Source organism: Meiothermus hypogaeus, assembly GCF_003574035.1.
Taxonomy (GTDB): Bacteria; Deinococcota; Deinococci; order Deinococcales; family Thermaceae; genus Meiothermus; species Meiothermus hypogaeus.
Genome location: NZ_QWKY01000005.1, coordinates 25,180 through 51,246, shown reverse-complemented (window position 1 = coordinate 51,246; position 26,067 = coordinate 25,180). Strand labels below are relative to the sequence as shown.

Here is a 26,067-nt window from a genome sequence, read left to right as displayed (position 1 = left end):
GGTTGCCCTAGCTATTCTCAGACGACAAAAGCACAAATTCGAAACTTGGCAGTGTATCCTCATTTTCTCTAGCCTGCCAGGCGAAATAATAGACAGGATGAAAGTGGTGGCACTGGACGTAGGGGAAGCCCGGATTGGCCTGGCGGTTGGCGAGACGGGCTCACCCTGGGCTTTTGGCCGGGGCTACCTGGTTCGTAAGGGCCTCGAGGCCGACCTTGCAGCCCTGGCGGCCCTGGCCGAACAGGAGCGGGCCGAGCGCTTTGTGGTGGGGCTCCCCCTGCGCACCGACGGCAGCCTGAGTGCCCAGGCCGAATCGGTACTGGCCTTGGTCGAGGCCATGCGCGAGCAGGGCTTACACGTCGAGCTTGTGGACGAGCGCTACACCACCAAGCTGGGTCAGCACCGCCTGAGGAACGCCCCCAAACGCATCCGGCAGGAGAAGGGTAAGCTAGACGAAGCCGCAGCCATTGCGCTGCTCGAGTCCTATTTGGCAGGTGCATAAGCCGCGTATTCCGGAGTATGTAGCATGGATGAACCCAACAAGACCTCCCTTTCAGAGACACCCCCGACGGCCCCCGACGACCCCCAGGAACGGGGCAAGTCGCCCACCCGCTGGATTCTGCGGGGGGTGCTGTTCATGTTTGCGCTGGTGGCGGTGGTGTTGGGCTACGCCCTGTACCTGATGGGCCCTACCGGCACCACCGCCGAGATTCGCATTCCCAAAGGCAGTGGGGCCACCGCCGTGGGGCGTTTGCTCGAGCAGGCCGGGCTGGTGCGCTCGGGCTACCTGTTTGCCCTGTACCTGCGCTTTTCGGGGCAGGACAAAGAACTCAAACCCGGCTACTACAAGCTCGAGGGCAAGGGTCTGCGGGCCATCGCCCTGGCCATCACCGACGAGTCGCGCCCCCTCACGGTACGCATCACCTTTCCCGAAGGCTGGCGGGCGGTGGACATGGCCCAGCGCCTGAGTGACAACAACCTGGACGGCCCCCGCTTCCTCGAGCTGGTTAATAACCCCACCGCCGAGCTGCGTCCCATAGAAGCCAGGGGGCCCAGCCTCGAGGGCTACCTCTTCCCCGCTACCTACGATTTCCCCCTCGACTACACCGCCGAAGACGTAATCCGCGCCATGACCCGCCGCATGCAACAGGAGTTCACGCCCCAGGCCCTGAGCCGCCTGAAGCAGCTTGGGCTAAAAAGCATCCACGACTGGGTCACGCTGGCCTCCATCGTGCAGGCCGAGGCCGCCAACAACAGCGAAAAGCCCGTTATCGCCGGCATCTTCCTCAACCGCCTGGAAGTTGGCATGCCCCTCCAGGCCGACCCCACGGTGGCCTACGGCCTGGGCAAGCGCCTGCCCGAACTCAACCGTAGCGCAGGCGACTTTGAAAAGGACACCCCCTACAACAGCTACACCCGGCGCGGCCTGCCCCCCGGTGCCATTGGCAACCCCGGCGCCGAAGCCCTGCAGGCCGTTCTTAACCCCGTGCGCACCAACGACAAGGGTCAGAAATACCTGTACTTCCTGCATGCCCAGGGTCGCCTGTTCCTGAACGTGGACTTTCAGGGGCATCTGCGCGATACGGCCAGGTATTATCGTTAGTTTGCTGCAGATGGCCGATGGCTCATAGCCTACAACCCGTGCTTGATGCCTGTAGTCCATAGCCGGTTTGCAAAAACCTTTGGCTTCGCAGGCCCTCGAGCCTGAACTGTGGACACAATTCGTGGCGTGTTTGCTTAAGCCCTACCCACGTCCCAACCGCACCTGATACAGCACCACCCCCAAGGCCACCGCCGCATTCAGGCTTTCGGCCCCTTGGGCCAGGGGAATTTTGGCCAGCTCGTCGCAGTGCTCGGTCACCAGGCGGCGCATACCCTCGCCTTCTGAGCCAATTACAATCGCCAGGGGGCGCCGGTAGTCCAGTTCGGCGATGGTCTTGCTGGCTTTGCCGCTGGTGCCATACACCCAGACCCCCTGCTGCTTGATTTGTTCCAGATGCCGCGCAATGTTCTTGACCTGCACCAGGGGAATCTTGCGGGCCGTACCTGCCGAAGCCTTGAGCACCAGGGCCGATAAGGGCGCACTGCGGCGCTCTTCGGTGATGACCCCATGCGCCCCCAGCGCAAAGGCGCTGCGGATCAGGGCTCCGTAGTTGCGTGGGTCGGTCACGCCGTCCAGCACCACCAGCAAGACCTGCTCGCCGCGCTGTTGGGCCAGCCGAAAGGGGGCCTCCGGGTCGGCATAGGTGGCTTCTTCAATCTCGGCCACCAGCCCCTGGTGCTGGGTGGTCCGCACCATCTGGTCGAGCTCGATGCGGGGCACCAGTTTGTAAGAAGCCCCCAGCTTGTCCAGCTCCTTCAAGAGCCAGTTTTCCACACCTTTGGCGACCCAGACCTGCCCCGCCTGGCCTTCGCGCAGGGCCTCCAAGACTGGGTTGCGTCCGTAGATCAGCATGGGAACAGTCTAAGCCTCTACCACTTATGGGCAACCTAGTTGTTTGAGGCCCTGTTGTTTTATTTCAACGGACTTCTGGTAAGCTTCTATCTCGTTCTTGCTCAGGTTTTCGGGGAACCCACCCGGATACTTCCAGCGATTTCGCTGATGCACTTTTTCATGCTCTACATGTGCGTTGAACAATGTATTACCAGCTTGCTTCCCGTAGTTCTCCTCGTATGCTTTAGAGGCTTTGGCATAGTTCTCCGTGGGCCTCCCATCCATATCAAGTATCTGAATCCAATCCGGCTCACCCTCTTTGCTCTGATTGAAGTAGACACTACCCGTATGAGGATCGAATGCCATTGCAGGGCCAAAAAACCTCTCGGTTCGCTGTGTAGTGAACATCGCAGCTACATCCTCTGGAGTTAGGGAAGAAGGCGTTCTACCAGAATCCCAAACTCTGGCCACGTAATTCTTTACTGCAACATCGTAATCGGTGTCATCAAGGTTTCTATCTGTTGCGTACTTCAGCAAATCGGGATTTCTATAGGCATTCAAAGCTAATTGCTCCAATAAAAGTTCATCTTTGATCGTTTGGCAAGCGTCTTTCTTATCATTGCCTGTGTTGGACTGAGCCAAGCGTTGGTTGGACGTATTACCCGGAGCGGCAACACCCCCATCCAGTTCCTTATTTCTGGTAGGCAATAGGGCCAGCAAACGGGACGAAACCCACTGCACCAACGGGATGTGACCAGAGGTCACCCCAAGGGTACCCTGGCAGCCCCCTTCCCGCTGGCACAGGGCAGCCTGCCAGGCCCTATAAGCCAATCCAAGGTGTTCTTCGGCCCAGGATGGAGCGTTGGGCTGGCTTTGCTGGAGGACTTGCTTTAGGGCTCGAGTGTACAGACCCAAATCTACCAGCACTCGAGGCTCCCCCTGCACTCTGAAGACCTGGTCGATCCGCTTAATCTGACGCAGATGCTCTATCGCCCAGCGATAGCGCTCCGCTGCATCTTTATAGCTGTCTAAGGGTGAATCCGGTAAGCCCGCCCCTGCGGGCAGGCCCAGCAACGTCCAACCTCGGTTCTCCCAGGTGAACTCCAACGCCATAGCCATTTCAGGAGGGATTTCTAAACTTTGCACAAAACGTATCGAGCGAAATGCATACCCTTGGATACCCGCATCGCCTGCAATAGTCAGCGGAGGAATGGCGTCGTCGTAGGTGGTTTCGATGCGGTTGCCGTATGCATCGGCAATCGAGATAATCCGGCCCAGGGCATCCTGGCGCACCTCGAGGGCTTCGGGTACGTATAGCTCCACACGCGTGTGGGAGTAGCCGCTGGGGAAGTAGCGGATAAAGTAGCCGTCGGGGTGATACGACCAGCGCCCCTCTGGTATCTCCCGGCTGCCCTCGCCCCGAGGGGCCACCCCAAAGCGCACGGCGGCCCGCTCGAGCTGCTCGAAGGTGGTGTTGGCTTGGGTCAAAAGCGAACGCAGCCGGGCCTCGGCTTCCAGCAGTTGCTGGATGGGCTGGGGCAGCCGGGCCATCATCTGCCGCAGCAAGCTTTCGGGAATCAGGCCCAGAGCACCCCCATTCACCTCGAACATCTCCTGGGGGGTGAGTAACTGGGTCGCCACCGCCAGCATGCGCGGGGACATGTCGCTCAGGCGGGTGCGCGAGAGAATGGCCCAGATAAGCGCCTGAATGTCGCGCTGGGCAATCTCGGGCCGCTCCACCGAGCGGCGCAGCAAGCTGGCAATGACCCCGGCCCGGGCACCCTTGAGCGGGGCATAGACATAGCCATCCCCCTTGCTAGGGGCATAGGCCCCTGCGTTCAAACAATAGCTCTGGGCCTCGAAAGCAAAGAGTCCTGGCCGCAGTACAAACCCTTGCTGGGGGCCTCTAGGCAAGGCCGAGATACCCACAAAGCCCGTGGGGTTGAAATCGTCCAAAAAAGGAACATCGGTCACGGCGTCGTTCAGGCTGGTGGTAATGGGCGGCTCTCCTTGCAGGAGCTGCTCGAGGCTGGGCCAAAGTGGCAGTTGTGCCAGGGCAGGAAGCTGCACCCAGCCGGCCAAAAACCACAAGGCCACCAGCAGCCTGGTTATGACACGCATGGTTTTCACGGGACACCTCCCGAATAGCTGAGCGCAAGAGAAACAGCCTGGGATTCTGCTGAAATTATGCCTCAAAACACTGGGGCAAGATGTCCTGCCAAGATTCGGTTGATTCGTTACCGTTCGGTAACGAATCAACCGGGCCGAAGTTATCCGCGTAGCGGAGGGCGATACCGCCCCTTGGAAGTTATCCGCGTAGCGGAGGGCGATACCGCCCCTTGGAAAGGGAGACGCTTTCTTCGCCGACCGTCAGTGAAGGGCCATCGGCCCCCGGCTAACGCCGGTACTCAAGGGAGGGGTGTGCTCGAGGATTCAAAAAGACAGCTTATGGGGTTTTTTGGCTTTGTAGACTGTCCTTTTGAATCCGGTATAACCCACCCCAAGATATAACCCACCCCGAAACCGGGGTGGGCACCTGGTAGGGTTGCAGTTTTCAGTTACCGTGCTGCACAACCGATTCGTCAATCAAGGTCTGGCGGGCCGCATTGATTTGCAGGGCTTTCACCTTGACGTACTGGGCGCTGGTGGCATGGGCCAGGGCAGTTTCCAGGTCAATCTGGTCGCGGGCGTAAAGCTCGGCGAGGTGGTCGTCGAAGGTCTGCATCCCATCGAGCGACGAATCCTTGAGGGCCTCGTAGATTTCGTTGGTGCGGTCGGGGTCTTTGATCAGGTCGCGGATGCGCAGGTTGCCCTTGAGGATTTCCATTGCACAAACCCGCCCACCCTGCTTGCTGGGCAGCAAGCGCTGGGAGACAATGCCCACCAGCGACTCGGCAAAGAGGATGCGGGCTACCTCGCGCTCGTGGGGGGGGAAGAGGTCGAGCACGCGGTTGACGGTGCGCACGGTATCGAGGGTGTGCAGCGTGGAGAAGACCAGGTGGCCGGTCTGGGCCGCTTCCAGGGCTGCTGCCGCCGTGGCGTGGTCGCGAATCTCGCCGATCATGATCACGTCGGGGTCCTGGCGCATGGCCGCTACCAGCCCATCCTTGAAGCTGGGAGCATCCTGACCGATCTCGCGCTGCACCACGATGGAATTTTTGCCCCGGTGCAGGTATTCGATGGGGTCTTCCAGGGTCACGATCATTTTGGCGTGGTGCTGGTTAATCTCATCGAGGATACGGGCCAGGGTGGTGGACTTGCCCGAGCCGGTGGGGCCGGTTACCAACACCAGGCCCTTTTCCTTGTCACGGAAGTAGTTGATGGTTTCCTGGGGCAGCGAGACAATCTTGAGCTTGCTCTCGTCGGAGTTGACCACCCGCATCACGCAGCTTACCGAGCCACGCTGGCGGAACAGGTTGACGCGGAAGCGGGCCACCCCCTGCACCGAGTAGGCCAGGTCTACCTGGTTGCGTTCGGCAAAAATGGCTTTTTGCCGCTCGTTGCACATCATATCAACCAGCGCGGCAGTGTACTGGGGCGTGAGGGGGCTTTGGGTGATGGGGCCAAGTTTGCCGTGCAGGCGGGCCATCAGGGGCAACCCCACGTGCATGTGGATGTCGGAAACCCCCCGGGCAACTAGATTGGCAAGCAGTTCTGGAAAGGTCATAGGCAAATGCGATTGTAGGAGGTCTTGAGCGGGCTGATCGGGCTTCTCAACCAGCGGACTGTTACGTTAATTTTGGTTATTTGCGCTTGACAGACAGAAAGAGTAATTCTCTTGTGTTTATCGGGTTTTTGGCCCAAAATAGAGGGCGTTACGCGGTGGTACAGGAGCGTTACTTATGGAATCTTCCGCAGGGGCTTTCGTCCTGACAGACGAAGGCTAGATTAGAGTCAGAAGGACAAGGAGGGCGTAATGTACAAAAAAATCCTGATGCCCACCGATGGTAGTGCTTGCAGCCAGAAGGCCATTACGGAAGGCCTGGAGGTCGCCAAGAGCATGGGGGCCAGTGTGACGTTCTTGTATGCGGTGGAGAACATCAGTTCGACCCTGTGGATTAGCCCCGAGAGCGTGCCCTATGGCCTCGAGCTGATCGAAGACCTCAAGCGGGTAGGGAGCGAAGCCCTCAGCAAGGCCGCCGAGCTGGCCCAGACCGCCGGGGTCGAGGCCGAGACCAAGCTGGTTGAGGCCAAGCCGGTAGACGCCATCCTGGCCGAAGCCAAGAACCACGACCTGATCGTGATGGGCACCCACGGGCGCAGTGGGCTGGATCGCTTCATGCTGGGCTCGGTGACGGAGGCGGTGTTGCATCGCTCGGACAAGCCGGTGCTGGTGCTGCGGAGCAAGTGACCCAGAAATACCGTCGTAAACTAGAGGGGTGCTTCGCAAGCTGCGTGCCCTCCTGACGGTATGGTATGCCTACTTTCTGGAATACCGCGCCGAGGTGCTGCTCTGGTCGCTCTCGGCCATGCTGCCCCTGATCCTGATGGGGGTCTGGACCCAGGCCGCCGAAGGGGGCCGTTTCGCGCTTTCGGCGCAGGAATTCGCCCGCTATTTTCTATGCGTGTTCCTGGTGCGCCAGCTCACCATCGTGTGGGTGATCTGGGAGTTTCAGGACGACGTGGTGCAGGGGCGGCTCTCCTTCAAGCTGCTAAAGCCCATTGACCCTGGCTGGGATCACCTGATGCAGCATGTGGCCGAGCGTCTGACCCGGCTGCCCTTTGGGCTCATCATTGTGGCGGTTTTTCTGGTGGTCTATCCGCAGGCCCGCTTCGTGCCCGAGGTGGAAGGGGCGGTGTTGGGGCTGTTGGCCTCGGTGGCCGCTTTTCTATTGCGCTTCCTGATGCAGTACACATTCGCCATGCTTTGCTTCTGGACCGAGCGCGGGGCCGCCGTGGAGGAGCTGTGGTTTATGGCCTATCTCTTTCTTTCGGGTCTGATTGCGCCCCTGTCGGTTTTCCCCGAAGCCGTCCGCAGTATTGCACTCCTCACACCGTTTCCCTACCTGGTCTACTTCCCGGCGGCGCTGTTTGCGGGGCTGCCGGTAACGGGCAGTGTGGCCCAGGGGTTTTTGGTGCTGGGGGTCTGGTTCGCGGTGTTCTGGATAATCAACCGCTGGCTGTGGCGCAAGGGGCTCAGGCAGTTCTCTGGCATGGGGGCTTGAGTAGCCCAGATATGGTGGAGACAGGTCATAACAGCTTCATGACGTCGTGTGGGTTACCCTGAAAACAAACTATGTCCGGGGTTCGTCTGCGTTTGCTGGGAGCGCCTGTGGTGGAGCAGGCGGGAAGGCCGCTGGCGCTGCCCACGCGTAAGCTGTTGGGGCTGCTGGCCTATCTGGCCCTGGAAGGCCCCACCCCCCGGAGCAAGCTGGCCGGGCTGTTCTGGAGCGAGCAGGATGAGGCCACCGCCCGGAGCAACCTGCGGCGCGAGCTCAACCGGCTGCGGCATACGCCTATTGCAACCCTGCTGCAAACAGACCGCGACCTGCTGCAACTGGGGCCTATCCAGACCGATGTGGCCGCGTTCCGGGCGCATCTGAAGGAAGGGGAACTCGAGCCCGCCCTGGCCCTCTACCGGGGGCCGTTGCTGGATGGGCTGGAGCTTTCGGGCGCGGAGGGCTTTGCCGAATGGCTCGAGGCCCGGCGCGAAGAACTGGCCCACCTGTGGCGCGAGGCCCTGCAAAGGCAAGCTGAACGCCTCGAGGCCGCTCACGACCTGCGGGGGGCCCTCTCGGCGCGGCTGGGGCTCCTGCGCGAAGACGAACTGCAAGAACTGCACCACCGCGAGGCCATGCGGCTGCACGCCCTGCTGGGCGAGCGGGAGGCTGCGCTGGCCCGCTTTGCCCGGCTGAAAGATCTGCTCCGGCACGAATTACACCTAGAACCACTGCCCGAGACCCTGGAACTGGCCCGCCAGATCGAGCAGGGAACCCTTGCCGCTCCCCCACCCCCGCCTGCACCGACCGGTATGGGCCTCGCGCTTGACCCTCCCCTGATCGGGCGCGAGGCCGAGTGGGCCCGTATGGAAGCCGCCTGGGCGGCCGGGCAAGCCATCTACCTCTGCGGGCCAGCGGGGGTGGGCAAGACCCGGCTGATGCAGGAGTTTGCCCGGCACAAGGGCCCCTTGTTTCTCCTGCAAGCCCAGCCCGGCGATAGCGGCATCCCCTACGCCTTCTACACCCGGGCCATTCGCCAGTCCTTGGCCCAGTTTCCCGGCCTGGAGCTTCCCCCCTGGGCACGGCGGGAGCTTGCCCGGCTTGTGCCCGAGCTGGAAGATGCGCCACCTCCCATCACCACCCCGGAGGGCAAGCTGCGTCTGTTGGAGGCCATCACCGAGGTGATCCGGGCCCTGGGGCGGCGAGGCGTGCGGAGCATCGTGACCGACGACTTGCAGTTCGTGCAGGATGCCGCCAGCAACGAGGTGGCCGCCTACGCCCTGGGGCGGCTGCTGCCCGAGGGGGTGCTGCACCCTCTGGTGGCCTTCCGGCGGGAAGAGCTGAACCCCCTCATCCTACAGACCATCCAGCAACAGGTCCTTCAGGGTCAGGCCATCCTGATTGAGCTGAAGCCGCTCTCTGAGACCGACCTCCTGCGGCTGGTGCGGGCCTTATCGGGCTCGAGCGGCGCGATTCGCTTCACCCAGCGCCTGCACCAGGCCACCGGGGGCAACCCGCTGTTCGTACTGGAAACCCTCAAAGCTTTGTTCGATTCGGGGGCGCTGCAGGTGGGCCCCGAGGGCTGGCGCACCCCCTACGACCAGGAGACCAGGGACTACCGCGAGCTGCCTTTGCCCGCCTCGGTGCAGGAGGCGGTGGCCCGCCGCCTGCAGGGGCTGGGGGCTGCACCCCAGCGGCTTCTGGAGGCGGCCAGCCTGGCGGGCGATGGTTTTGGCCTGGAAGAGTTGGAAGGGGCCACCGCCCTTTCGGAGTGGGAGAGCCTGGAGGCCCTGGAGCAAGCCCTGGCTGCGAATCTGCTCCAGCCGCAGGGGCCCGGCTACGCCTTTAGCCACGATCTGGTGCGGCGCTCGATCCGGGAGGGTTTGGGTGCCCAGCGCAGGCAGTTGTTGCATCGCAAGCTGGCCCAGGGCTTAGAAAGGCAAAGCGGCAACCCCGCCCGCATTGCCGAGCACTGGGAGGAAGGTGGAAAACCTCAAGCGGCCATCCCCTGGCGCATCCGGGCCGCCGAGGCCGCGGTGCGGATCTATGCCCACCGGGAGGCCCTCGAGCAGTACCAGAAAGCCCTGGCAGACGGCGCAGAGGGCCGGGTGGCCTTCGAAATTCGGCGCGAACAGGCCCGGCTCTGGAAAACCCTGGACGAACGCGTCCCCTGGGCCGAGGCGCTAAGCCACATGCAACAACTGGCCTCACAACTGGGAGATACCGCCTTGCAAGCCGAAACCCGGCTGGGCTGGGCCGAGCTCCACCTGCTTTCCGCACGGTACGCCGAAGCCTTGCAGCAGGCGAACTTGGCGCTGCAGGACCAGCCTCTGCCTCCTGCGCTATCGGGCCAGGCGCATTATCTGGGGGGCCGGGCCCTGGCGGCGATGGGCGATCTCAGGGCCGCCGAATCCCGTTTACAACAGGCCCTTACCCACCTGCCGCAGGATCTTCTTACCCTGGACATTTACGACTGGCTGAGCATTTTCGCCTACCGCCAGGGCCACCTGGAAGCCGCCCTGCGCTACACCGAAGCCGAGCGAAGCCTGGCCCAGGCCCTGGGCAGCCGCACCGGGCAGAACAACGCCCTGCAAAACGCCGCCACCTTCACCGCGGCCCAGGGACACTACGAGCAGGCGGTGCAGCTGGCCGAACAGGCCATTGCCGAGGCCAGGGAGGTAGGGGACGTGACCCTGCTGCGCTATGCCCTTTTGAACCTGTTTGCCATCCACTACCAGCGCAGCAACTTCGAGGCCGCCCTGGGCCCCCTCGAGGAGGGCCTGCAAAGCGCCCGCGAGCCGCAAAACCCCGAGATGGAGGCCAAGTTTCTCAACAACCTGAGCCTGGTGCACTGGTACCGAGGGGCGCTGGGGGCCGCTTACCGGGCGGTATCCCAGGCCCTGGAACTCAGCCAGCAAAGCGGGCACCAGGCCGACGCCCTCTTCTACCAGGTGGTGCTGGCCGACGACCTGCACTGGCTGGGCCGGCCCGCCGAGGCGGCGGCCATGCTGGCCTCCGCGGCCGAGTCCACACGGGAACTGGGGCTGTGGGGCCGAGTGCCCTGGGTCGAGACCCACCTGGCCCGCTGCGAGGTCTCGCTGGGGCAGCCCGAACAGGCCCTAAAGCGGCTCGAGCGGCTCTCCCAGGAGCCCCGCCTATCCGACTTTCTGAACCCCCCGCGCATGTCCTGGGTGGAAGGGCTGGCCCGGCTGAAGCTGAACCAACCGGCATTGGCTTTGCAGGCCGTGCAGGATGCACACTCCGACGACCCCACCACCACCTCGCAACTCTGGAGCGTTCGGCTTTGGGCCCAGGCCCGGCTGGGGCGGGTTTCCCCCGAAGACCTGCAAAAAGGCCTCGAGCTGCTGGAGGTCCAAGGGATACCCCCGCTGGAAAAGCTCTCGCTGCGCCAGGCAGTGATGGTGGCCTTGCGTGCCCGGGGGGATTTGAGCCAGGCCCTGGACCAGCAACGCTTGGCAGAGCAGGGCTTGCAGGCCCTATCCGGGAGCCTGAAGGAGTATCCGGAGCTGAAAGATGGATTCTGGCAATGGTACGCATTTCATCCAAACGTTACTCCCTGAATCAAGCCGCCCTATAACTTCAGAGCGAAAATAAAAGCGCTCCAGAGCATTTTTAGTTACGTAATACCAGATTCAAAAAGACAGTTTACAAAACCAAAAACACTAGAGGCTGTCTTTTTGAATCCTCGAGCACACCCCTCCCTTGAGTACCGGCGCTAGCCGGGGGCCGATGGCCCTTCACTGTCGGTCGGCGAAGAAAGCGTCTCCCTTCCAAGGGGCGGTATCGCCCTCCGCTACGCGGATAACTTCCAAGGGGCGGTATCGCCCTCCGCTACGCGGATAACTTCGGTCGGGTTAGTTCGTCACCAAAGGGTGACGAACTAACCGAATCTGGTATAACACTTCCAACGCGAACCTGAAAGATGTGCTATCCAAGGTGTTCGAGCGTGCCCTGAATAGGTGAGGTCTCCTGAAGCAGTTCTCCATCGCGTTTCCCACCAATACGACGCACCGTGTGCGTCGTATTGTAGTCGGTGCGGCAAAAACCGCCGTACCGACTATTCGTGGGAACCGCTCCAGAAGACCCGGAAGGCTTTTGTTTAGTGCTTGAACCCTGATAAGCGCTTGTGCGCTTTTGTGGCAAGGTTGAGTCTTGCCACGCCCTTGCCACGCCCCCCCTGCTAAGGTGGCCCACACAAGGAGGTGAGGCGTGGATGAAGACGAAAGCAAACGCGAGTACCGGCTCATCGTGCAGCCGCCGGACGAAACCCACCCCTGGCAGGCCCGCCTCGAGCGGGCGGGGGAGGTGCTCGAGTTCGAGAGCCCCCTGGAACTGGTGGCCTGGCTCGAGGCCGATTTCGAGGGCGAGGGATTGAGATAAGGAGGTCAATCAAGATGCAACGAGGATGGATTCTAAGCTTGCTTTTGGGCGTGATGGCCGCCTGCGGCGGCCCGCCCCAGCAGGGAGATTTTGTGGGCCCGGATATCCGGGAGTTCCTGACCGTGAATGGGTACCCGGCAGTGCGCTTGGGCAACGGCGAGGTCAAACTGCTGGACAAACCCGAAGAAACCAAGTGGTACCTGGATCGCTTTCCCCCGCCAGCCACAAGCGAGCCGACGGCCTTGCGTCCGCAGAGCCTACCCGCTGCGGTAGACCTCACCCCCTTTCAAACCCCAGTGAAAAACCAGAGGGATCGGGGCACCTGCACGGCCTTTGCGGTGGTGGCTGCCCTCGAGGCGGCCTACAAGCGCACCTACGGCCTCACCCTGGATCTTTCCGAGCAGTTCCTGAACTGGCAGGACAAGGTGAACGTGCTGGACCCTAAGAGCCCCCCCGTACCCCCCAACCAGTCCGAGAACTTCCTGGCCACTTGGGGCGGCGGCAGCGTGAACTACAAGCTCCAGAACATCATGAAGGGGCAGCGGGGCATCCCTCTGGAAAACCAGGCCCCATACACCGCATCCGGGGCGTTTCAGGACTCGAGCATGTGGCAACCCCCCATCCTCCGCACCAGCCCCCAGCGCCAGATGAGCGATGTCAACCTGAGTCAGAAACTCCAGACCTACAAGATTCCTGACCCCTTTGACTGGCTGATGCTGCCCCAGGTGGCCCTCGAGCAGGGGCGTTACCGAGCTAACCAGGTTCTTTTTGCCAACCAAAACAGCCTAAATGACCCCCTCTGGTTCAAGACCCAGTTGGCTGCCGGGCGCGAAGTGGCCTTTGGGGTCCATCTCTCGGGCACAGCTCAGAAGGGGACCGTCTGGAAACCAGGCGAGGACTACCACGGCGACCACGCCATGCTCATGGTGGGCTACGACGACAGCAAACAGGCCTTTCGCGTGAAGAACTCCTGGGGCTCCGATTGGAACGAAGGAGGCTACGTCTGGATGAGCTACGACTTCGTCAGCAAGGGCAAGGTCAACGAAGCGGCCAGCATCCTGAGTGTGACGCCGCCCGACTTTGTGGTATATACGCCGCAGCTTTTCCTGGGCCGCTACCTGCTTGACCACGACGGCTGGCGTGGGGTGCTGGACATCTACCACATCCCCGACCCCAACCTGTTCCACTTCCAGAACGATACCGACCGCCGCCTGGGCACCTACTATGGCCCCGATGGCCAGGCCCGGCGGGTCAACGGGGTCATCGATGGGCGCAGGATTGACTTTTACATTGACTGGGACAACCGTGGAGCCCGCAGCTATGGTGAGCTCAGCGGGATGCACTTCACCGGCTTCCTAGCGGACAACAACCTCACGCTGGCAGGCACCGTACTGGATAACCGCGATGGGAAGACCTATGGGTTTTATGGGGTCAAGCTACGGGAGTACCTGAGCAGCACCCCTCGGGGGAGCCTGGTGGAGCTGAACTCTTATGTGGGCAACTGGCAGATTGACGGGCTGGACGCGATGGCGGGCAGTTTCGCCATCACGGCGGTCAACGCCAGCACCGGGCAGGTCAGCGGTACGGTCTTTGGCGGCAGCCCGCTGGTGGGAACGGTGAGCACCAGCGATCCCCGGCGCTTCAGCTTCCAGCTAAACGGCCAGAACTACGAGGGCTACCTGTTTAGCTGGGAAACCGGGGTCATGGCCGGGAGGGTGGGCGACAAGGGTTTCATCGCCACCCGCCACGACTTCAGCGCCCCACAGGTGAGCATCCAAAGCCCCCAGGCAGGTGCGACCCTCTACCGCACCCAGACCTACACCCTGAGCGGACAGGCAAGGGGCGATAACGGCAGCGGGTTTATCGTGGACCTGCCCTGCCGCTGGACCAGCAGCGACAGCGAGGATACCCAGTTCCCCATCCAGGGCAACTGCAATCCCACCATCACCCTTCGGCCCGGAAGCCCCGCCAGCGTTACCTTCACGCTATCGGCCACAGCCCAGGGTGGGGCCAGCGCCCAGACCAGCGTGACGGTGAACGTGCAGAACCCACCCAACAGCGGCCCGCCCAGCGTCAGCATCCTCGCGCCGGCCAACGGGAGTTCGGCCAGTGTGGGGAACACGGTACTGCTTGGGGGAAAGGCCGTGGGTGGTACCCCGCCCTACCGCAACTACCGCTGGACCTGGCAGGCCGGCAAGACGGGATGTGCCGAGATCGATCTCTCGGTGAAAATCGTGCCCTCCATGCCTCCTGGCGGTGGTCAGTACTGGGATTGGAACACCACCGGAGCGCAAAACATACCCGGCGGATGTGGTTTTGACAATGACGGCGGCACCCTCCGGCTCTACGTGACCGACGACCTCAATCTCACCGGTTCGGCCTCCATCGCCTTCCGGCTGTACTACGTGCCGCCCCCTCGCTGAAAAAGGAGCGAGACCCATGAACCGGCTACTCCCATTTGTTTTGGTGCTCTTTTCGCTGGGCCTGGCCCAGAAAGACCCCCACCCCTGCTACCTGATGGGCATCTTCAACTCAAACAACACCCCCAATGCGCTGGGCTCGTTGGGCTTTGTGATGAGCAACGAAGGCCTTTTGCAGGATGGCAAGCCCCTGAGCGGCAGCGGCGGCCAGGCCGTGGCCCAGGCCATGGCGCAGGCCATCGGCTCGGTACAGCCCATGTCCTACTGCATTCAGAACCTGTCCTCCGGTGGGGTCACCCAACTGCAATACTTCCGCAGCAGCCCCCAGGGGGCCCAGCACTGGCTGGGGGAAATCCGCAAGGGAGCCCCCAGCTGGGTGGGCCTGAACGTGGGGGACGAAGCCGGGCTCTTTCGCAGCGACCAGAGCCAGCCAGTCTTCAGCCTGGCCTTTCGTTACCGCGAGTATGCTTTTTTGCTCACCTCCAGCAGCATGGATCCCGAGAGCTACCGCAAGTGGGCCCTGGCCGTCATTGAACGGGTAAAGAAGTTCAAGTAGGAGGAAAACATGCATCGGCTTTGGAAAATAGTCCTGGTATTGGCGCTGGGCCTCTCGCTGCTGGCCCTGGCCCAGAGCGCCCAGCGGCTCATTCTGAACGGGCAGGTGGCCTCCACGCGGGTGATCGTGGTGCAGGGCACCGCCTACGTGCCGCTGGCCGACGTGGCCAAGGCCCTGGGCCAGACCGTGGTCAAGGTGCAGGGCGGCTACGAGATTCGCGCTGCGGGCGGGGCCAACCAACTGGCTGGGCAGTTCCAGGGCAAGGTGGGGGACCAGATCCTGACCGGGCTCTTCCGGGTGCAAATTCAAAAGGTGGAGCGAATGGAGAGCTACACCACCCGCTTCGACAAGAACAACCTGACCATTCAGCCCCGCAGCGCCGAGGAAGAGCTGGTGGTGGTCACCGCCAGCCTGCGCAACGCCAAGCAGTCGGGCACGGTGGCCCCCTCGCTGAGCGTGAACAACCCCGGCAACACCGCCCTGGCCGGTGTTGATGGGCGCTCGTTTCCGCCCATCGCCTACGATAGCCCCGCTGGGACTAACACGGGTGGGGGCTTTAGCCTGCTGCCAGGGGCGGCCCTGAACTTTGCGGTGGTGTTTTCTGTGCCCAAGGGCACCGAGGTCAAGGCGTTGGTGCTGCGGGTGGGCGAGTATGGCGATACAGGCAGCAAGGACGTGCGGGTAAGCCTGTAGCCGACACCTTCAATCCAACCGGCCCTTTGCGCTTGCAAAGGGCTTCTTATCGCGCCCTTCACAGACGTTGCCGCCCGCGAAAACGAGAATGCGTCTGCGCCCAGACGCATGTTACGCACCCAAGCGTGGGCCGGGCTCGGCCCACGAGTGCTGGGGTCTCGAGTTTCCGGGCAGCAACTATTCTGTCCAGTACAAAGCTTTCTTGAAGTCGGATGGCTCGAAATATGTGAAGAGCGCTCTAAGTTGCTGAAATACGCTCCCCTTACTGATTCAGGGCCTTGCTCAATACCCTCCCTCACCCTCCCTACGCTGTAGGGAGGGAGCTGGTGTCTGCTGCGAATATTTGACCAGCTTACCGTAGGAGTGGCGTGCAGCACTCCCAGACCTGCGCGTAACGCCGATATAACGTGGGCTCAACTAGGCTGTGGTTCGCATCATGGTTAGACTGGAAGGTGCGGAAACCAGAGTGGAGCCAACTGCCTTACTGCGGCCACGCCTCAAAGGGGTGGTGCTCAAACGAGTTGGGCTGGCCCTGGCCCTGTGGGGCGAGCCGGGGGTCGGCAAGAGCCACACTGCCCGGCAGCTCCTGCGCGAGACCTCCTGTCGCAGTTTTAGCTTTCCTGCTATGGTGCCGCCGGGTGCTTTGGTACGGGGCATTCCTCGGCCCGACCGGCTCCCGGCCTGGGCCGAACACCTGCTGCTCAAGCTGCAAAAAGGCGAAGCCCTGGGTAGCAAACGAACGGCGGAGGCATTGGGAGCGCTGCTCTCCGCGCTGGCCCCGGTGGTGCTGCACCTGGAAGACATCCACGAGGTGAGCCCGGAGGGCCTCGAGTGGATCCAGGCCCTGGCCGCCCTTGCTTTGCGAACCAGGGGCGTGGCTCTGCTGGTCACCAGCCGCAGCATTCCCCCCGAACCTTTCGAGGCCTATCGTGTAACGCCCCTCTCCCCCGAAGCCTCGCAAGCCATGCTCGAGGCCGAGATGGGAAGCCCCCTGCCCGAAGGCGCCCTGGCCTGGATTTATGGCCGCGCCCAGGGCAACCCACTGTTCAGCCTGGAGTATCTGCGCCACCTGGCCCGACAAGGCTTTTTGTGGAGCGATGGGCGGCGGTGGTACTGGCGGCCTCCGCAGGTAGGCACCTTGCCCCTGACGGTAGAGGCACTCCTGGAACACTGGCTGCGCGAGGCAACCGACTCCCCCACCCTGCGCCAGGCCCTGGAAAGCAAAGCCCTGCTGGGGCTGGGAGCCAGCCCTGTGGTGTGGGCCAAAGTAGCCGGGCTTTCATCTCAGGAATTGAACACAGCCCAGCTAGCTTTGCAGCGAAAAGGCCTTTTTTGGGCTGGGGAGTTTGCCCACCCACTCTATCAGGAAGTCACCCTGCACAGCCTGCCAGCGCAAGTGCGCCGTGGCTATGCCCAAAGGGCCCTCGAGGCCCTGGCCGATCAGCCATTGGCCGCCGCACGCTTCCTCGAGGAAGCCGGGCTGCAAGCCGACCAGATTCTGGCCCGCCTGCAAGGCGCTGCCGAGACCGCCCAGCAGCAAGGAGATGAGGTGCAAGCCGCACGGCTTTGGGCCAGGGCCGCGACCCATGCACCTGCCCCTCAGCGCTGTGAACTTGCCTTTGCGGCGGCAAGGGTTCTGGAAAAAGCCGACCGCCCTGAGGCCATGCGGCTGCTGCGGTTGGTGCTGGAAGACCAGCCCAATCACCCCGAAGCCCTCTATCTGCTGGCGGGCTGCTACGCCGACCTGGGCGATTCGCGCGAGGTCGAGCGGCTGATGGAGCGCTTCCCCGACCACGAGAAAGCCCGGCCAGACTGGGTTAAGCACCGGATTGCCCTGCAATTTGCCCTGGGGGACTACAAAAGTGTATTGCAGCACTGGGAAGCTCACCCGGCGCTGCACCACGAACCCACTCCCACGCTGGCCTACAACATCGGCTTTGCCCGTACCCTCCAGGGCGACCACGCCGGCGCCGAAGCCATTGCCAAAGCTGCCTTGAATCAACCTTGCTCACTGCTGGATCGGGCGCGGTTGCTGACGGTTTGTGGCCTGGCGCGTTTTTATCAGGATGACCTCGAGGCCGCCCTTTCCCTTTTCAACCAGGCCGTAGAGGCTGCTCGTAGCGCAGGCCAGCCAGCCTATACCGCCTCCACCCTGCACAACCGGGCCATGGTGCTGGAGGAGCTCAGCCGCGAAGCCGAGATGCTAGCCGACACCGAGGAAGCCCTGCGCCTGTACGCCGAGGCCGGCATCAGCCGCCACTACGCCAGCACCCTGACCAAGAAAGCCCGCATTCTGCACGAGATGGGCCAGTACGAGCGGGCCGAGGAAGCCTTCCGCGAAAGCCGGGAGATTTTGCAGCAAAGCGACGCCTCGAGTTTCCTGATCACCTGTGAAGCCCAGCTCAGCAACCTCTATCTGGACTGGCAGCCCACCTATGGCCACGCCCTGGCCCGCAAACATGCCGAAAGCGCGGTAGAGCTGGCAAAGCCTTTCGGTGGCAGCAAACTGTTCATGGCCCTCTGTCAGCTATCCAGGGTAGAAACCAGTTCGGGACGGGCCACACGGGGCCTGGAAATAGCCCAGGAGTGCCTGGCGATGGCCCAGGGGTTTGGACTCAAACAACCGCAATACCAGGCCCTGACGGCCCAAGGGCTGGCCCTGGCCGATCTGGGCCAGGCCGAGGCAGCCCGCACGTGCTTAGAGAAAGCCTATCAACTGGCCTCGGGTTCCGACTGGCAGGTGTACCCCGAGCGCATCGGCCTCGAGCTCGATCGCATTACGGCCAACCTCGAGAGCGCCCGCAGGCGTTTGCGTTGGTTCGAGGAGCGCGGCCTGCTGAACGGAGCCCAACTGGCCCGCCGCTACTTCCCCGCGCTGAACCCGCAGCCCGTCTCCGTTAATTCCTCTCCTCAGGCCCCCCTCCGCCTGGAAGTGCTGGGCCCCATGCAACTGGGGGGTCAGGCGGTGCGTGGGCAAAAGCGCAAGGAGTTGTTGGCGGCCTTGCTCGAGGCCCGAGTGGCCGGGCGAGGCGAGGCGGGCAAGCTCGAGCTTCTGGATCACCTCTACCCCGGCGAGGACGAGGAAAAAGCAGCTTCCTCGCTCAAGGAGCTGATCCACACGGTGAGAACGAACCTGGGCGCTTCCGCCGTGGTCACCACCCCCGCCGGTTATGCGCTAGGAGTGGCGGTAAGCTCAGACCTGGAAGAGTTTTTGCGCACCGGCGACCCCAGCCTGTGGCGGGGGGCCTACCTGGAGGGCCTCTCCTCCTTCCACGAGACCGTGCGCGAGTCGGTGCACCTGGCCCTGGGCTCGAGGGCCGAGGCCTTGCTCGAGGCCGACCCCAAGGAGGCCGCCCGGCTGGGAAGAATCCTGCTGGAGGCTGACCCCTACGACCTCGAGGCTTTGCGCCTGACCCTGGGGGCCCTGCGCCGCGCAGGGAACCACAAGAGCCTGGGCCGGCTCTACGAAGAAGCCAGGGCCAGGATGCTCGAGGTGGGCGAGACCTTGCCGGAGCGCTGGCAGGGCTTCCTCACAGCCTGAGCGTCCCCATTGACTGATTCTGCTTCTATGGGCTCATAGCCAAGCAAAACTTGCAGTGGCTCGAGCCAGCGCCGCTACATAGAGCGCTCTTCCCGTATTTTGAGCCATCCAAACTTCAAAAAAGCTTTGTCCTGACAAAACAGTGGCCGCCGGGAAACTCGAGACCCCAGCACCCGTGGGCCGGGCCCGGCCCACGCTTGGGTGCGTAACATGGGTTCGGGCCCAGACCCATTTTCGTTTTCACGGGCGGCCACGTCCATGAGGTGCGCGATAAAGAACTGGCCCAACCCTTTTCGGCAAAACCCCCCCTAATTCTGACCCGCTTCTGACCGGCCCTGCAGCACCCTGGGGGTCGAAAGGAGCAACCATGTTCGACCCTAGATTGCGCACCCTGGCCGTACTGTTGGCCGCCGGTATGGCGCTGGCGGCGGGCAGCACCTACAGCATCGTGGTGGGCGGCCAGGTGGCGCCGGACAAAGCCATCGTGGTGAACGGCAAGACCTACCTGCCCCTCTCGGTGCTGAAGGCGCTGGGAATCCCTTACAGCCTCAGGGGAACCACCTTGACCCTGGGCGGCTCGGCCCCCGCCAACCAGACCCCCGGCGGGGCCAACCAGCGGGCCTCGCTGGAAGGCTGCCTGGGTGAGACCCTCTTCAACGGCATCTGGCGCTTCCGGGCCATCAAACTCGAGCCCATCGTGAAGGACGCCGGAACCCCCCTACAAACCCAGGGCTGGGGCGTGACGGTAGAGCTGCGCAGCGGCGCTAAGGCCATGGTGCAGCCGGTTTTTACCGGGTTGCGCGACCAGGGCATCCAGGTCGCCTTCGACGACGCACAAACCCTAACCGCCGATGCGCTAGACGTGCAGAAGCTGACCTACGCCAACCTCCCGCCGGGCGGAGTGGTAACCCATCAACTCAAGTTCTGGTACCGCTACGACACCCCCAAAGAGCAGATCAAAACCCCCACCAAGCTGCTCTTGGAGATCAATCCCAACGGCTTCGAGAACGCCATTCGGGCCAGTGGGGCCAGCTACACCACCCCCACCCCCAGCCTGCGGGTACGCCTCGACTGCCAGAATTAACCCTCAAATGAATAGTTGGGTTCGAGCCTTAAGGGGTAAGTGTGTGGAAGAGGAGACAGGGATTTTTTATCGCATCTGTCCGCGTTGTGGCCGGGCTGTACCGGCCAACACAGACGAGCATTATTGCACCAACGACGGGGAAAGGCTGCTCGAGGCCTGCCCCCGCTGCAAGGCCAAATTTACCTCGCCCTACGCGCGGTTTTGTGGGGTGTGCGGGCTCGAGCTCGCCATACCAGTAAGGAGGAATTAGATGAAGGTATCCCAGTGGTTAGGCATCACCGGCATTCTGCTTATCGCATTGGCAGCGTGCTCGGTCGGCGGGAGCAAAACCGATCCCAATCTGTTCACCGAGGCCAACGCCTGGAAAGAGGGTATCCCGGCTGACGCCCAGATGGTCAGCCCCGAGGAGTTCCAAAGAGGCATTGCCTCGGGCGAGCTGGTGCTATCCAGCACAGCCTCGGTCACCGCAGCCAAGCAGGCCCGAGAAGCCCAATACCAAAGCGATAAGAGCTTTCTGAACGGCATCGCGGACAAAGACCCCAACACCCAAGCCCTACTCGCCGAGGCTGCGGGCAGCCCCAGCTTCGAGGGTGACCGCCCGGTGAAGGGGCCAGAGGGGCAGACCGTGGTGCTGTTTGGCCTGGGCACCCAGCTACGCAACGCCGTCGAGACCTACCAGCGCGCACAGAGCGTGGACAACGCCCTGGACGATTATGCCCTGAGCTACTCGCTCTTGCCCGAGGATCTCAAATCCCAGGCCCCCAGCCCCGATAGCCTCAAAGGAAAGCCGCTGGCCGAGGTCAAGGCCGCCCTCGAGCAGCTCGATGGCCTGCTGGGGAGCAAGCCTGCGAGTTTGCGCACCGCCCGGCTCGAGCCTGGCGGCGGTATCCGGCCCCAAGCCATCAACCCTGGCAACGGCACCGACAACAACGGCCCCTGCACCCCTACCAACCTGGTCAAGCGCTTCTGGTTCCCCCTCAAGAACTTCATCAGCCCGGTAAAAAACCAGGCCAAACGCGGCACCTGCTGGGCTTTCACCGCAATTGGGGCGGTGGAAAGCCGCGAGCGGGTACAAAACAACAACCCCGTAGACCTCTCCGAGCAGTTCCTGGTCAACAAGGTCAAACAGGACTGGGACCCCAGCGACTACTCCGACGGTTACTGGTCGGAGAAGGCCCTCGAGACCGCGGTCAATAAAGGCCAGAGCTTCCCCAGCGAAGGGGGTTGGACCTACAACGGGGCCACCTCACGCCCCAGCGTCAAAGACGGCGACAGCGGTTCTTATGCCAACAGTTGCAACGGCTACAGCGGCACCTGCTCGGATACCGCCCACCAGAGCCGCCGGGTCTGCACCACCTTTATCTTCACCTTTTGCAGCTACGCCAAGGTAAGCTTTGGCGGGCCCGGCGTGGCCTCCTCGAAGACCATCCAGGTCTGGAAAAACGGCGAGGCCTTCAAGCTCAACCTCTTGCGCAACTATCTCTCGCAAGGCTATGTGCTTCTGGCTTCGTTCCCGGTCTACAAAGGTTTCATGGACGATGTGAAAAACGACGGTGTGGTGAGCAACTACGCCAAGACCATACTCGACGACAAGGGCAAAGAAGTAGCCGGCTCCTACGGCGGCCACGCCGTGCAGATCGTGGGGTTTCTCTCCAACGAAGACATGAGCCAGTTTGGCCAGACCCCCAACATCGGCGGGGGCGGGTATTTCATCGTTAAGAACTCCTGGGGCTGCGGCGCGGGCGACGGCGGCTTTTACTACGTCCCCGCCGACTACGTCAGCAGCATCTTCAACTCCCTAAGCGTGCTGAACTTCGATGGCCGCCGCAGCGAGGCCTGGAAGCAGGAGCAGGCCGCGCCGGGCGGCTCGGAAGCGCCCAAGATCGTCATCAAAACCAACCCCGCTACCGTACAGCTCCGGGTCGAGACCAACCTGGCCCAGTTCTTCCAGATCACCCACCCCGTGGCCAAGAGCGTCAACCTGAGCGTGACCTCAAATCTGGACGGCACCCTCTACAATGGCGGCTGGAGCACCGATTCCAACAGCCTGTTCGGCCCCGAACTCAAGCGCACCCTGAACTCGGTGGGTTCCCGGACCATAACCTTGCTGGCCAAATATGGCAGCAGCCAGGCCAGCAGCAGCTTCGTGGTCAACGTAATCAACACCCCGCCCACCCTGAACCTGCAATACGGGGGAGACCCCCACCAGGGCGAGGCCTACCCCATCACCGCGCTAATCACCGACCCCAACGAGCCCGACACCAACAAGCTATGCGGTGCTACCACCTGGTCGGTCGATGCGCCCGATGTGCTTTCGGCAGGTACGGGCTGCTCGGTCTCGGTCACGTTTGGGTCTACCGGACTCCGCCAGGTGCGCGTGAGCACCCAGGATAGCGATGGGGCCACCGCTGCCCAGACCCTCAACCTGAACGTGCTGCCCCCACCCCCCAACCCCTACCCCAAGATCACCGATTATGGGGTGTACTCGAGGGAGTTTACCGGTGGGCAGTTCCGCTTCTGCGGGAGCGTGAGGGTGGCGGGTGGCAGTACCATCGTCTTGAGCGAAAAGGGTTGCACCCTTGTCATCGGGCCTACCCCCACCCGCTACTACGGGGGGATCAGCGTAGAGAACCCCAGCAACGAAGCCCTCACCTACGACTGGAAGCTCTATGTAAGCGGCCCGGGGTTTGATAAAGTCCTCCTCGCCGATACCGGCTCCACCAGCAACGTCTTCGACCTCTACAATGTCCATAACGCCGGGCTAGGCACCGACAACTGCCGTGTAACCGTAAAGGTCAATGCCCCCGACCCTAGCCGCAGCAAGGGGCCCATCACGGTGTGGGCTGGCAGGTGCACCTACTACTCCTTCAGGCTCAACTAGGGCCCTGGCCCACGCCCGGGTCGTGGCCAAGGTTCGAACCCAGTCGCCAGTTAAGCAGGCGTGCTACCCATGGGCGGCACGCCTGCCTGGTTTTTACAGACAAAAAGCACGATCACAGCGATAAACTGGGGATGCCCAGCGCCTGCCTTCACCAAACCTACATATCTCGTACTGCACCTTTACACAAGCTTGCCAGAACATGACTGCCGCGGAGGGAACGTGAAGAACCTAGTACCCACCATCGCCACCCTGCTCGCCTTAGCACCTCCTGTCCTGGCCCAGGGCGCCCTCGAGCTCCCCCAGGCCCTGCAAGCCCTGCCGGGTACCCTGGACTGGAGAAGCGCCGACCTGAACTACGAGAGCGCGGTGCGGCAGCTGGAAGCCGCCCAGGCCGCCCTGGGCTTCAAGCTGTCGGGTGGGGCCGACTACACCCTGCGCGAGAGCGGCAGCAACCTGAGCCTTTCCGGCACGGCCAGCCTGGGGGTGCTGCCCTGGTCTACGAGCGCCGACGCCGCGCGCAGCGCCGAGCGGGCGCTGGAGCGGGCCGCCCTGACCCGCCGCGATGCCCGCAACACCCTTTACCTGGCCCTGCACACGCAGTACTTCAACCTGCGCCAGGCCCAGACCGACCTGAGCATCGCCCAGGCCACCCTGGCCCTGCGCGAACGCCAGTTGCAGATTGTCACCGCGCAGAACCAGGCCGGCACCGCCACCCTGAGCGACCTGCTCACCACCCAGCAGAACCTGGACACCGCCCGATCGGGGCTGGTGAGCGCCCAGGGCGCCCTCGAGCTGGCCCGCCTAACCCTGGCCAGCACCCTGGGCCTGAGCCCCCAACAGCTCGGCAACCCCGTCACCCCACCCGAGGAACCCAGCCTGCCCGGCGAGAGCCTGGAGGCCTTGCTGCAAAGGGCTCTGGCGAGCCGCTCTGATGTTCTGAGAGCCCTGTCCCAGCTGCGCGATGCCGAAGAAAACCTGGCCAGCGCCGAGCGCGACCGGCTGATTCCCAATGCTTCGGTGAGCGCGGTTTACAGCGATAGCGGCATTTCGCTCTCGAGCGGGCTGAACTTCAAGAGCGGCACTGCCTCACTTTCTGGAGCGGTGCCGCTGGTGCAGGGGAGCGGCGGGGCCTTGCAGCAGGGTTGGAGTGTGGGGTTCTCCCTTAGCATGCCCATTTTCGACCCCGTGGCCGACAGCCGCATCCGCACGGCCCAGACCGCGCTGCAAGTGGCGCAGCAAGCCCTGGAAAGCACCCGCAAGGCCGCCGAGCTGGACGTGCGGCAAAAGTACCAGAACCTTCAGACTGCCCGGGCCGCCATTTCTGCCGCCCGGGCCGGCCTGAATGCGGCCAACCAGAACCTGCGCACCGCCCAGGCCCGGCTGCAGGCCGGCACCGGTACCAGCGTGGACGTACAGGCCACCCAGCTCAACCTGCTCCAGGCCCAGCGTAACCTCGAGGCCGCCCTGACCCAGGCCCAACTGGCCGCCCTGGCCCTGCAAAATGCTCTTGGTCAGGACCTTACCACCACTCTCGGAGGGAGTAAATGACGCACCGTGTCCCGAACCTTCTATCGAAGCCCTTGCTTTTGCTGGCGCTGCTGTCGGCTTGCTCCCTGGGGTTAGCCCAGAACACCCTCACCCTGCCCCAGGCCCTATCGCAGGCCTATAGCCGGGGCCCCTCGCTGCAAAGCGCCCAGGCCACCCTGCAAAACGCCACCCTGCAGCTCAATGCGCTCAAGGCCGACCCCAGCACCCTGGTAGTGGCCCGCACCCAGGCCGAGCAGAACGCCCGGCTGGCCGAGGTGAACCTCGAGGCCACCCGGCTTTCGGTCATGCAGAGCGTGGTAAACGCCTACGTAAGCCTCTACGAAGCCCAGCAAAACGTGGCCTTGTTCCAGGCCCAGGTGGCCCTGAACCAGCGCAACCTGGAGGTGGCCAGGGCCCGGCAGGCCGCCGGCAACGCCACCGCCCTGGACGTAGCCCGGGCCCAGACCACCCTGGATAGCTCGAGGCAGTCCCTCACCAACGCCCAGTCCCAGCTCCCGGTGCTGGCCGCCCAGCTTGCCGCGCTGCTGGGCCTGAGCGACCTGGGCAACGTCGCGGTGGCCGCCCCTCCGGCTCCTCCGGTGCTGCAAGCCGACCTCCAGGCCCTGAGCCGCGACCTCTTTAGTCGGCTGCCCAGCGTGCTGCAAGCCCAGCAGGCCGTAGAACTTGCCGAACTGAACGTCAAGCTGGCCGATAACGACTACACCCCCGCCGTCCAGCTCAACACAGCCAAAACCAGCCTGGAGAACAACCAGCGCACCCTGCAAACCGCCCAACAGAATGCCCAGACCAACCTGACCAACACCTACCAGGCCGCCCAGAACGCCTACCGCAGCATCGCTTTAGCCCAGGCCAACGTTGCCAACGCCCAGCGGGTGGTGGAGCAGAGCCAGGCCGCCCTGCGGGCCGGCACCATCTCGGCCTTGCAACTGCAAACCGACCAGGTCTCGCTGCGCAGCGCCGAGTATGCCCTGATTCAGGCACAAAACACCTACTGGAAAGCCCTGGCGGCTTTCTCGGTGGCAGCAGGCCAGGACTTTACCGGCCTGGTGCGGGCGGCCAGTGGGCCATAGTCAACCATGCGATTTGGACTGTATTTACCCCTGGCGCCATCTATTCCAGGGCCGGGGCTAAAGTGAGGGTAGAACCCGCGGCACTGGCAGGGAGGGAGCTTTTCTGTGTGCACGGATGATTGTGCTGGTACTGGCTGGGGTTCGGCTGGCTAGTTCTTGCGGGCTAACTCGACTGCACCCTCCCTCGGCCAGCCCAACCTCCACTACCTTCTACTTTTTCGAGCGATGCCGCCCGGCGCCCGCACAGGCCATGTCCGCAGCGAGTGGGGTAGCGCCTTAA

General features: G+C 63.0%; 18 protein-coding genes. 15 read left to right on the top strand and 3 right to left on the bottom strand.

Annotated elements, in window-relative coordinates; genetic code table 11:
• The first annotated feature begins 97 nt into the window (after positions 1-97).
• Both ruvX and mltG read left to right on the top strand, forming a co-directional pair.
• On the top strand, positions 98-502 hold the full coding sequence (gene ruvX, locus Mhypo_RS02260) for a Holliday junction resolvase RuvX (RefSeq protein ID WP_119339736.1): 405 nt from the start codon (positions 98-100) through the stop codon (positions 500-502).
• Between the two features lie 24 nt (positions 503-526).
• Entirely contained in the window at positions 527-1,603 is a 1,077-nt protein-coding gene (mltG, locus tag Mhypo_RS02255) for an endolytic transglycosylase MltG (RefSeq protein WP_119339735.1), read from the top strand.
• A 141-nt stretch (positions 1,604-1,744) separates the two neighbouring features.
• On the opposite strand, the gene rlmB is transcribed toward mltG, so the two are convergent.
• From rlmB to Mhypo_RS02240, 3 genes are all read right to left on the bottom strand, one after another.
• Positions 1,745-2,455, bottom strand: coding sequence for a 23S rRNA (guanosine(2251)-2'-O)-methyltransferase RlmB (gene rlmB, locus Mhypo_RS02250; protein ID WP_119339734.1), 711 nt, complete (start codon positions 2,453-2,455; stop codon positions 1,745-1,747).
• A 24-nt stretch (positions 2,456-2,479) separates the two neighbouring features.
• Positions 2,480-4,564, bottom strand: a complete 2,085-nt coding sequence (locus Mhypo_RS02245; RefSeq protein ID WP_119339733.1) for a hypothetical protein — start codon at positions 4,562-4,564, stop codon at positions 2,480-2,482.
• A gap of 424 nt (positions 4,565-4,988) precedes the next feature.
• Complete coding sequence (locus Mhypo_RS02240; protein WP_119339732.1) at positions 4,989-6,101, bottom strand: type IV pilus twitching motility protein PilT; 1,113 nt, start codon at positions 6,099-6,101, stop codon at positions 4,989-4,991.
• 249 nt (positions 6,102-6,350) lie between these two features.
• On the opposite strand from Mhypo_RS02240, the gene Mhypo_RS02235 reads away from it, so the two are divergent.
• The 13 genes from Mhypo_RS02235 (at position 6,351) to Mhypo_RS02180 (ending at position 25,787) form a co-directional block, all read left to right on the top strand.
• Complete coding sequence (locus tag Mhypo_RS02235; RefSeq protein WP_119339731.1) at positions 6,351-6,785, top strand: universal stress protein; 435 nt, start codon at positions 6,351-6,353, stop codon at positions 6,783-6,785.
• A 28-nt stretch (positions 6,786-6,813) separates the two neighbouring features.
• Positions 6,814-7,599, top strand: coding sequence for an ABC transporter permease (locus tag Mhypo_RS02230; RefSeq protein WP_119339730.1), 786 nt, complete (start codon positions 6,814-6,816; stop codon positions 7,597-7,599).
• A gap of 71 nt (positions 7,600-7,670) precedes the next feature.
• Positions 7,671-11,174: an ATP-binding protein gene (locus tag Mhypo_RS02225; RefSeq protein WP_119339729.1), complete on the top strand. Its 3,504-nt coding sequence runs from the start codon at positions 7,671-7,673 to the stop codon at positions 11,172-11,174.
• 649 nt (positions 11,175-11,823) lie between these two features.
• On the top strand, positions 11,824-11,994 hold the full coding sequence (locus Mhypo_RS18010) for a hypothetical protein (protein WP_170148188.1): 171 nt from the start codon (positions 11,824-11,826) through the stop codon (positions 11,992-11,994).
• Positions 11,995-12,008: 14 nt separating this feature from the next.
• On the top strand, positions 12,009-14,417 hold the full coding sequence (locus Mhypo_RS02220) for a C1 family peptidase (protein ID WP_119339728.1): 2,409 nt from the start codon (positions 12,009-12,011) through the stop codon (positions 14,415-14,417).
• Between the two features lie 16 nt (positions 14,418-14,433).
• Positions 14,434-14,970, top strand: coding sequence for a hypothetical protein (locus Mhypo_RS18305; RefSeq protein WP_186814636.1), 537 nt, complete (start codon positions 14,434-14,436; stop codon positions 14,968-14,970).
• Positions 14,971-14,979: 9 nt separating this feature from the next.
• Complete coding sequence (locus tag Mhypo_RS02210) at positions 14,980-15,663, top strand: hypothetical protein (RefSeq protein WP_119339727.1); 684 nt, start codon at positions 14,980-14,982, stop codon at positions 15,661-15,663.
• 466 nt (positions 15,664-16,129) lie between these two features.
• The gene (locus Mhypo_RS02205; RefSeq protein ID WP_170148187.1) at positions 16,130-19,204 is read left to right on the top strand and encodes an ATP-binding protein; all 3,075 of its coding nucleotides are present in this window, start codon (positions 16,130-16,132) and stop codon (positions 19,202-19,204) included.
• A 367-nt stretch (positions 19,205-19,571) separates the two neighbouring features.
• The gene (locus tag Mhypo_RS02200; RefSeq protein WP_206074885.1) at positions 19,572-20,288 is read left to right on the top strand and encodes a hypothetical protein; all 717 of its coding nucleotides are present in this window, start codon (positions 19,572-19,574) and stop codon (positions 20,286-20,288) included.
• Positions 20,289-20,295: 7 nt separating this feature from the next.
• A complete protein-coding gene (locus Mhypo_RS18830) occupies positions 20,296-20,538 on the top strand; it encodes a double zinc ribbon domain-containing protein (protein WP_119339725.1) in 243 nt (80 codons plus the stop codon).
• Entirely contained in the window at positions 20,539-23,169 is a 2,631-nt protein-coding gene (locus Mhypo_RS02190) for a C1 family peptidase (RefSeq protein ID WP_119339724.1), read from the top strand. It begins immediately after the preceding gene.
• Between the two features lie 219 nt (positions 23,170-23,388).
• Positions 23,389-24,717, top strand: a complete 1,329-nt coding sequence (locus Mhypo_RS02185; RefSeq protein ID WP_240637081.1) for a TolC family protein — start codon at positions 23,389-23,391, stop codon at positions 24,715-24,717.
• The gene (locus Mhypo_RS02180; protein WP_119339722.1) at positions 24,714-25,787 is read left to right on the top strand and encodes a TolC family protein; all 1,074 of its coding nucleotides are present in this window, start codon (positions 24,714-24,716) and stop codon (positions 25,785-25,787) included. The genes Mhypo_RS02185 and Mhypo_RS02180 overlap by 4 nt, the downstream gene beginning before the upstream one ends.
• Positions 25,788-26,067: the final 280 nt, after the last annotated feature.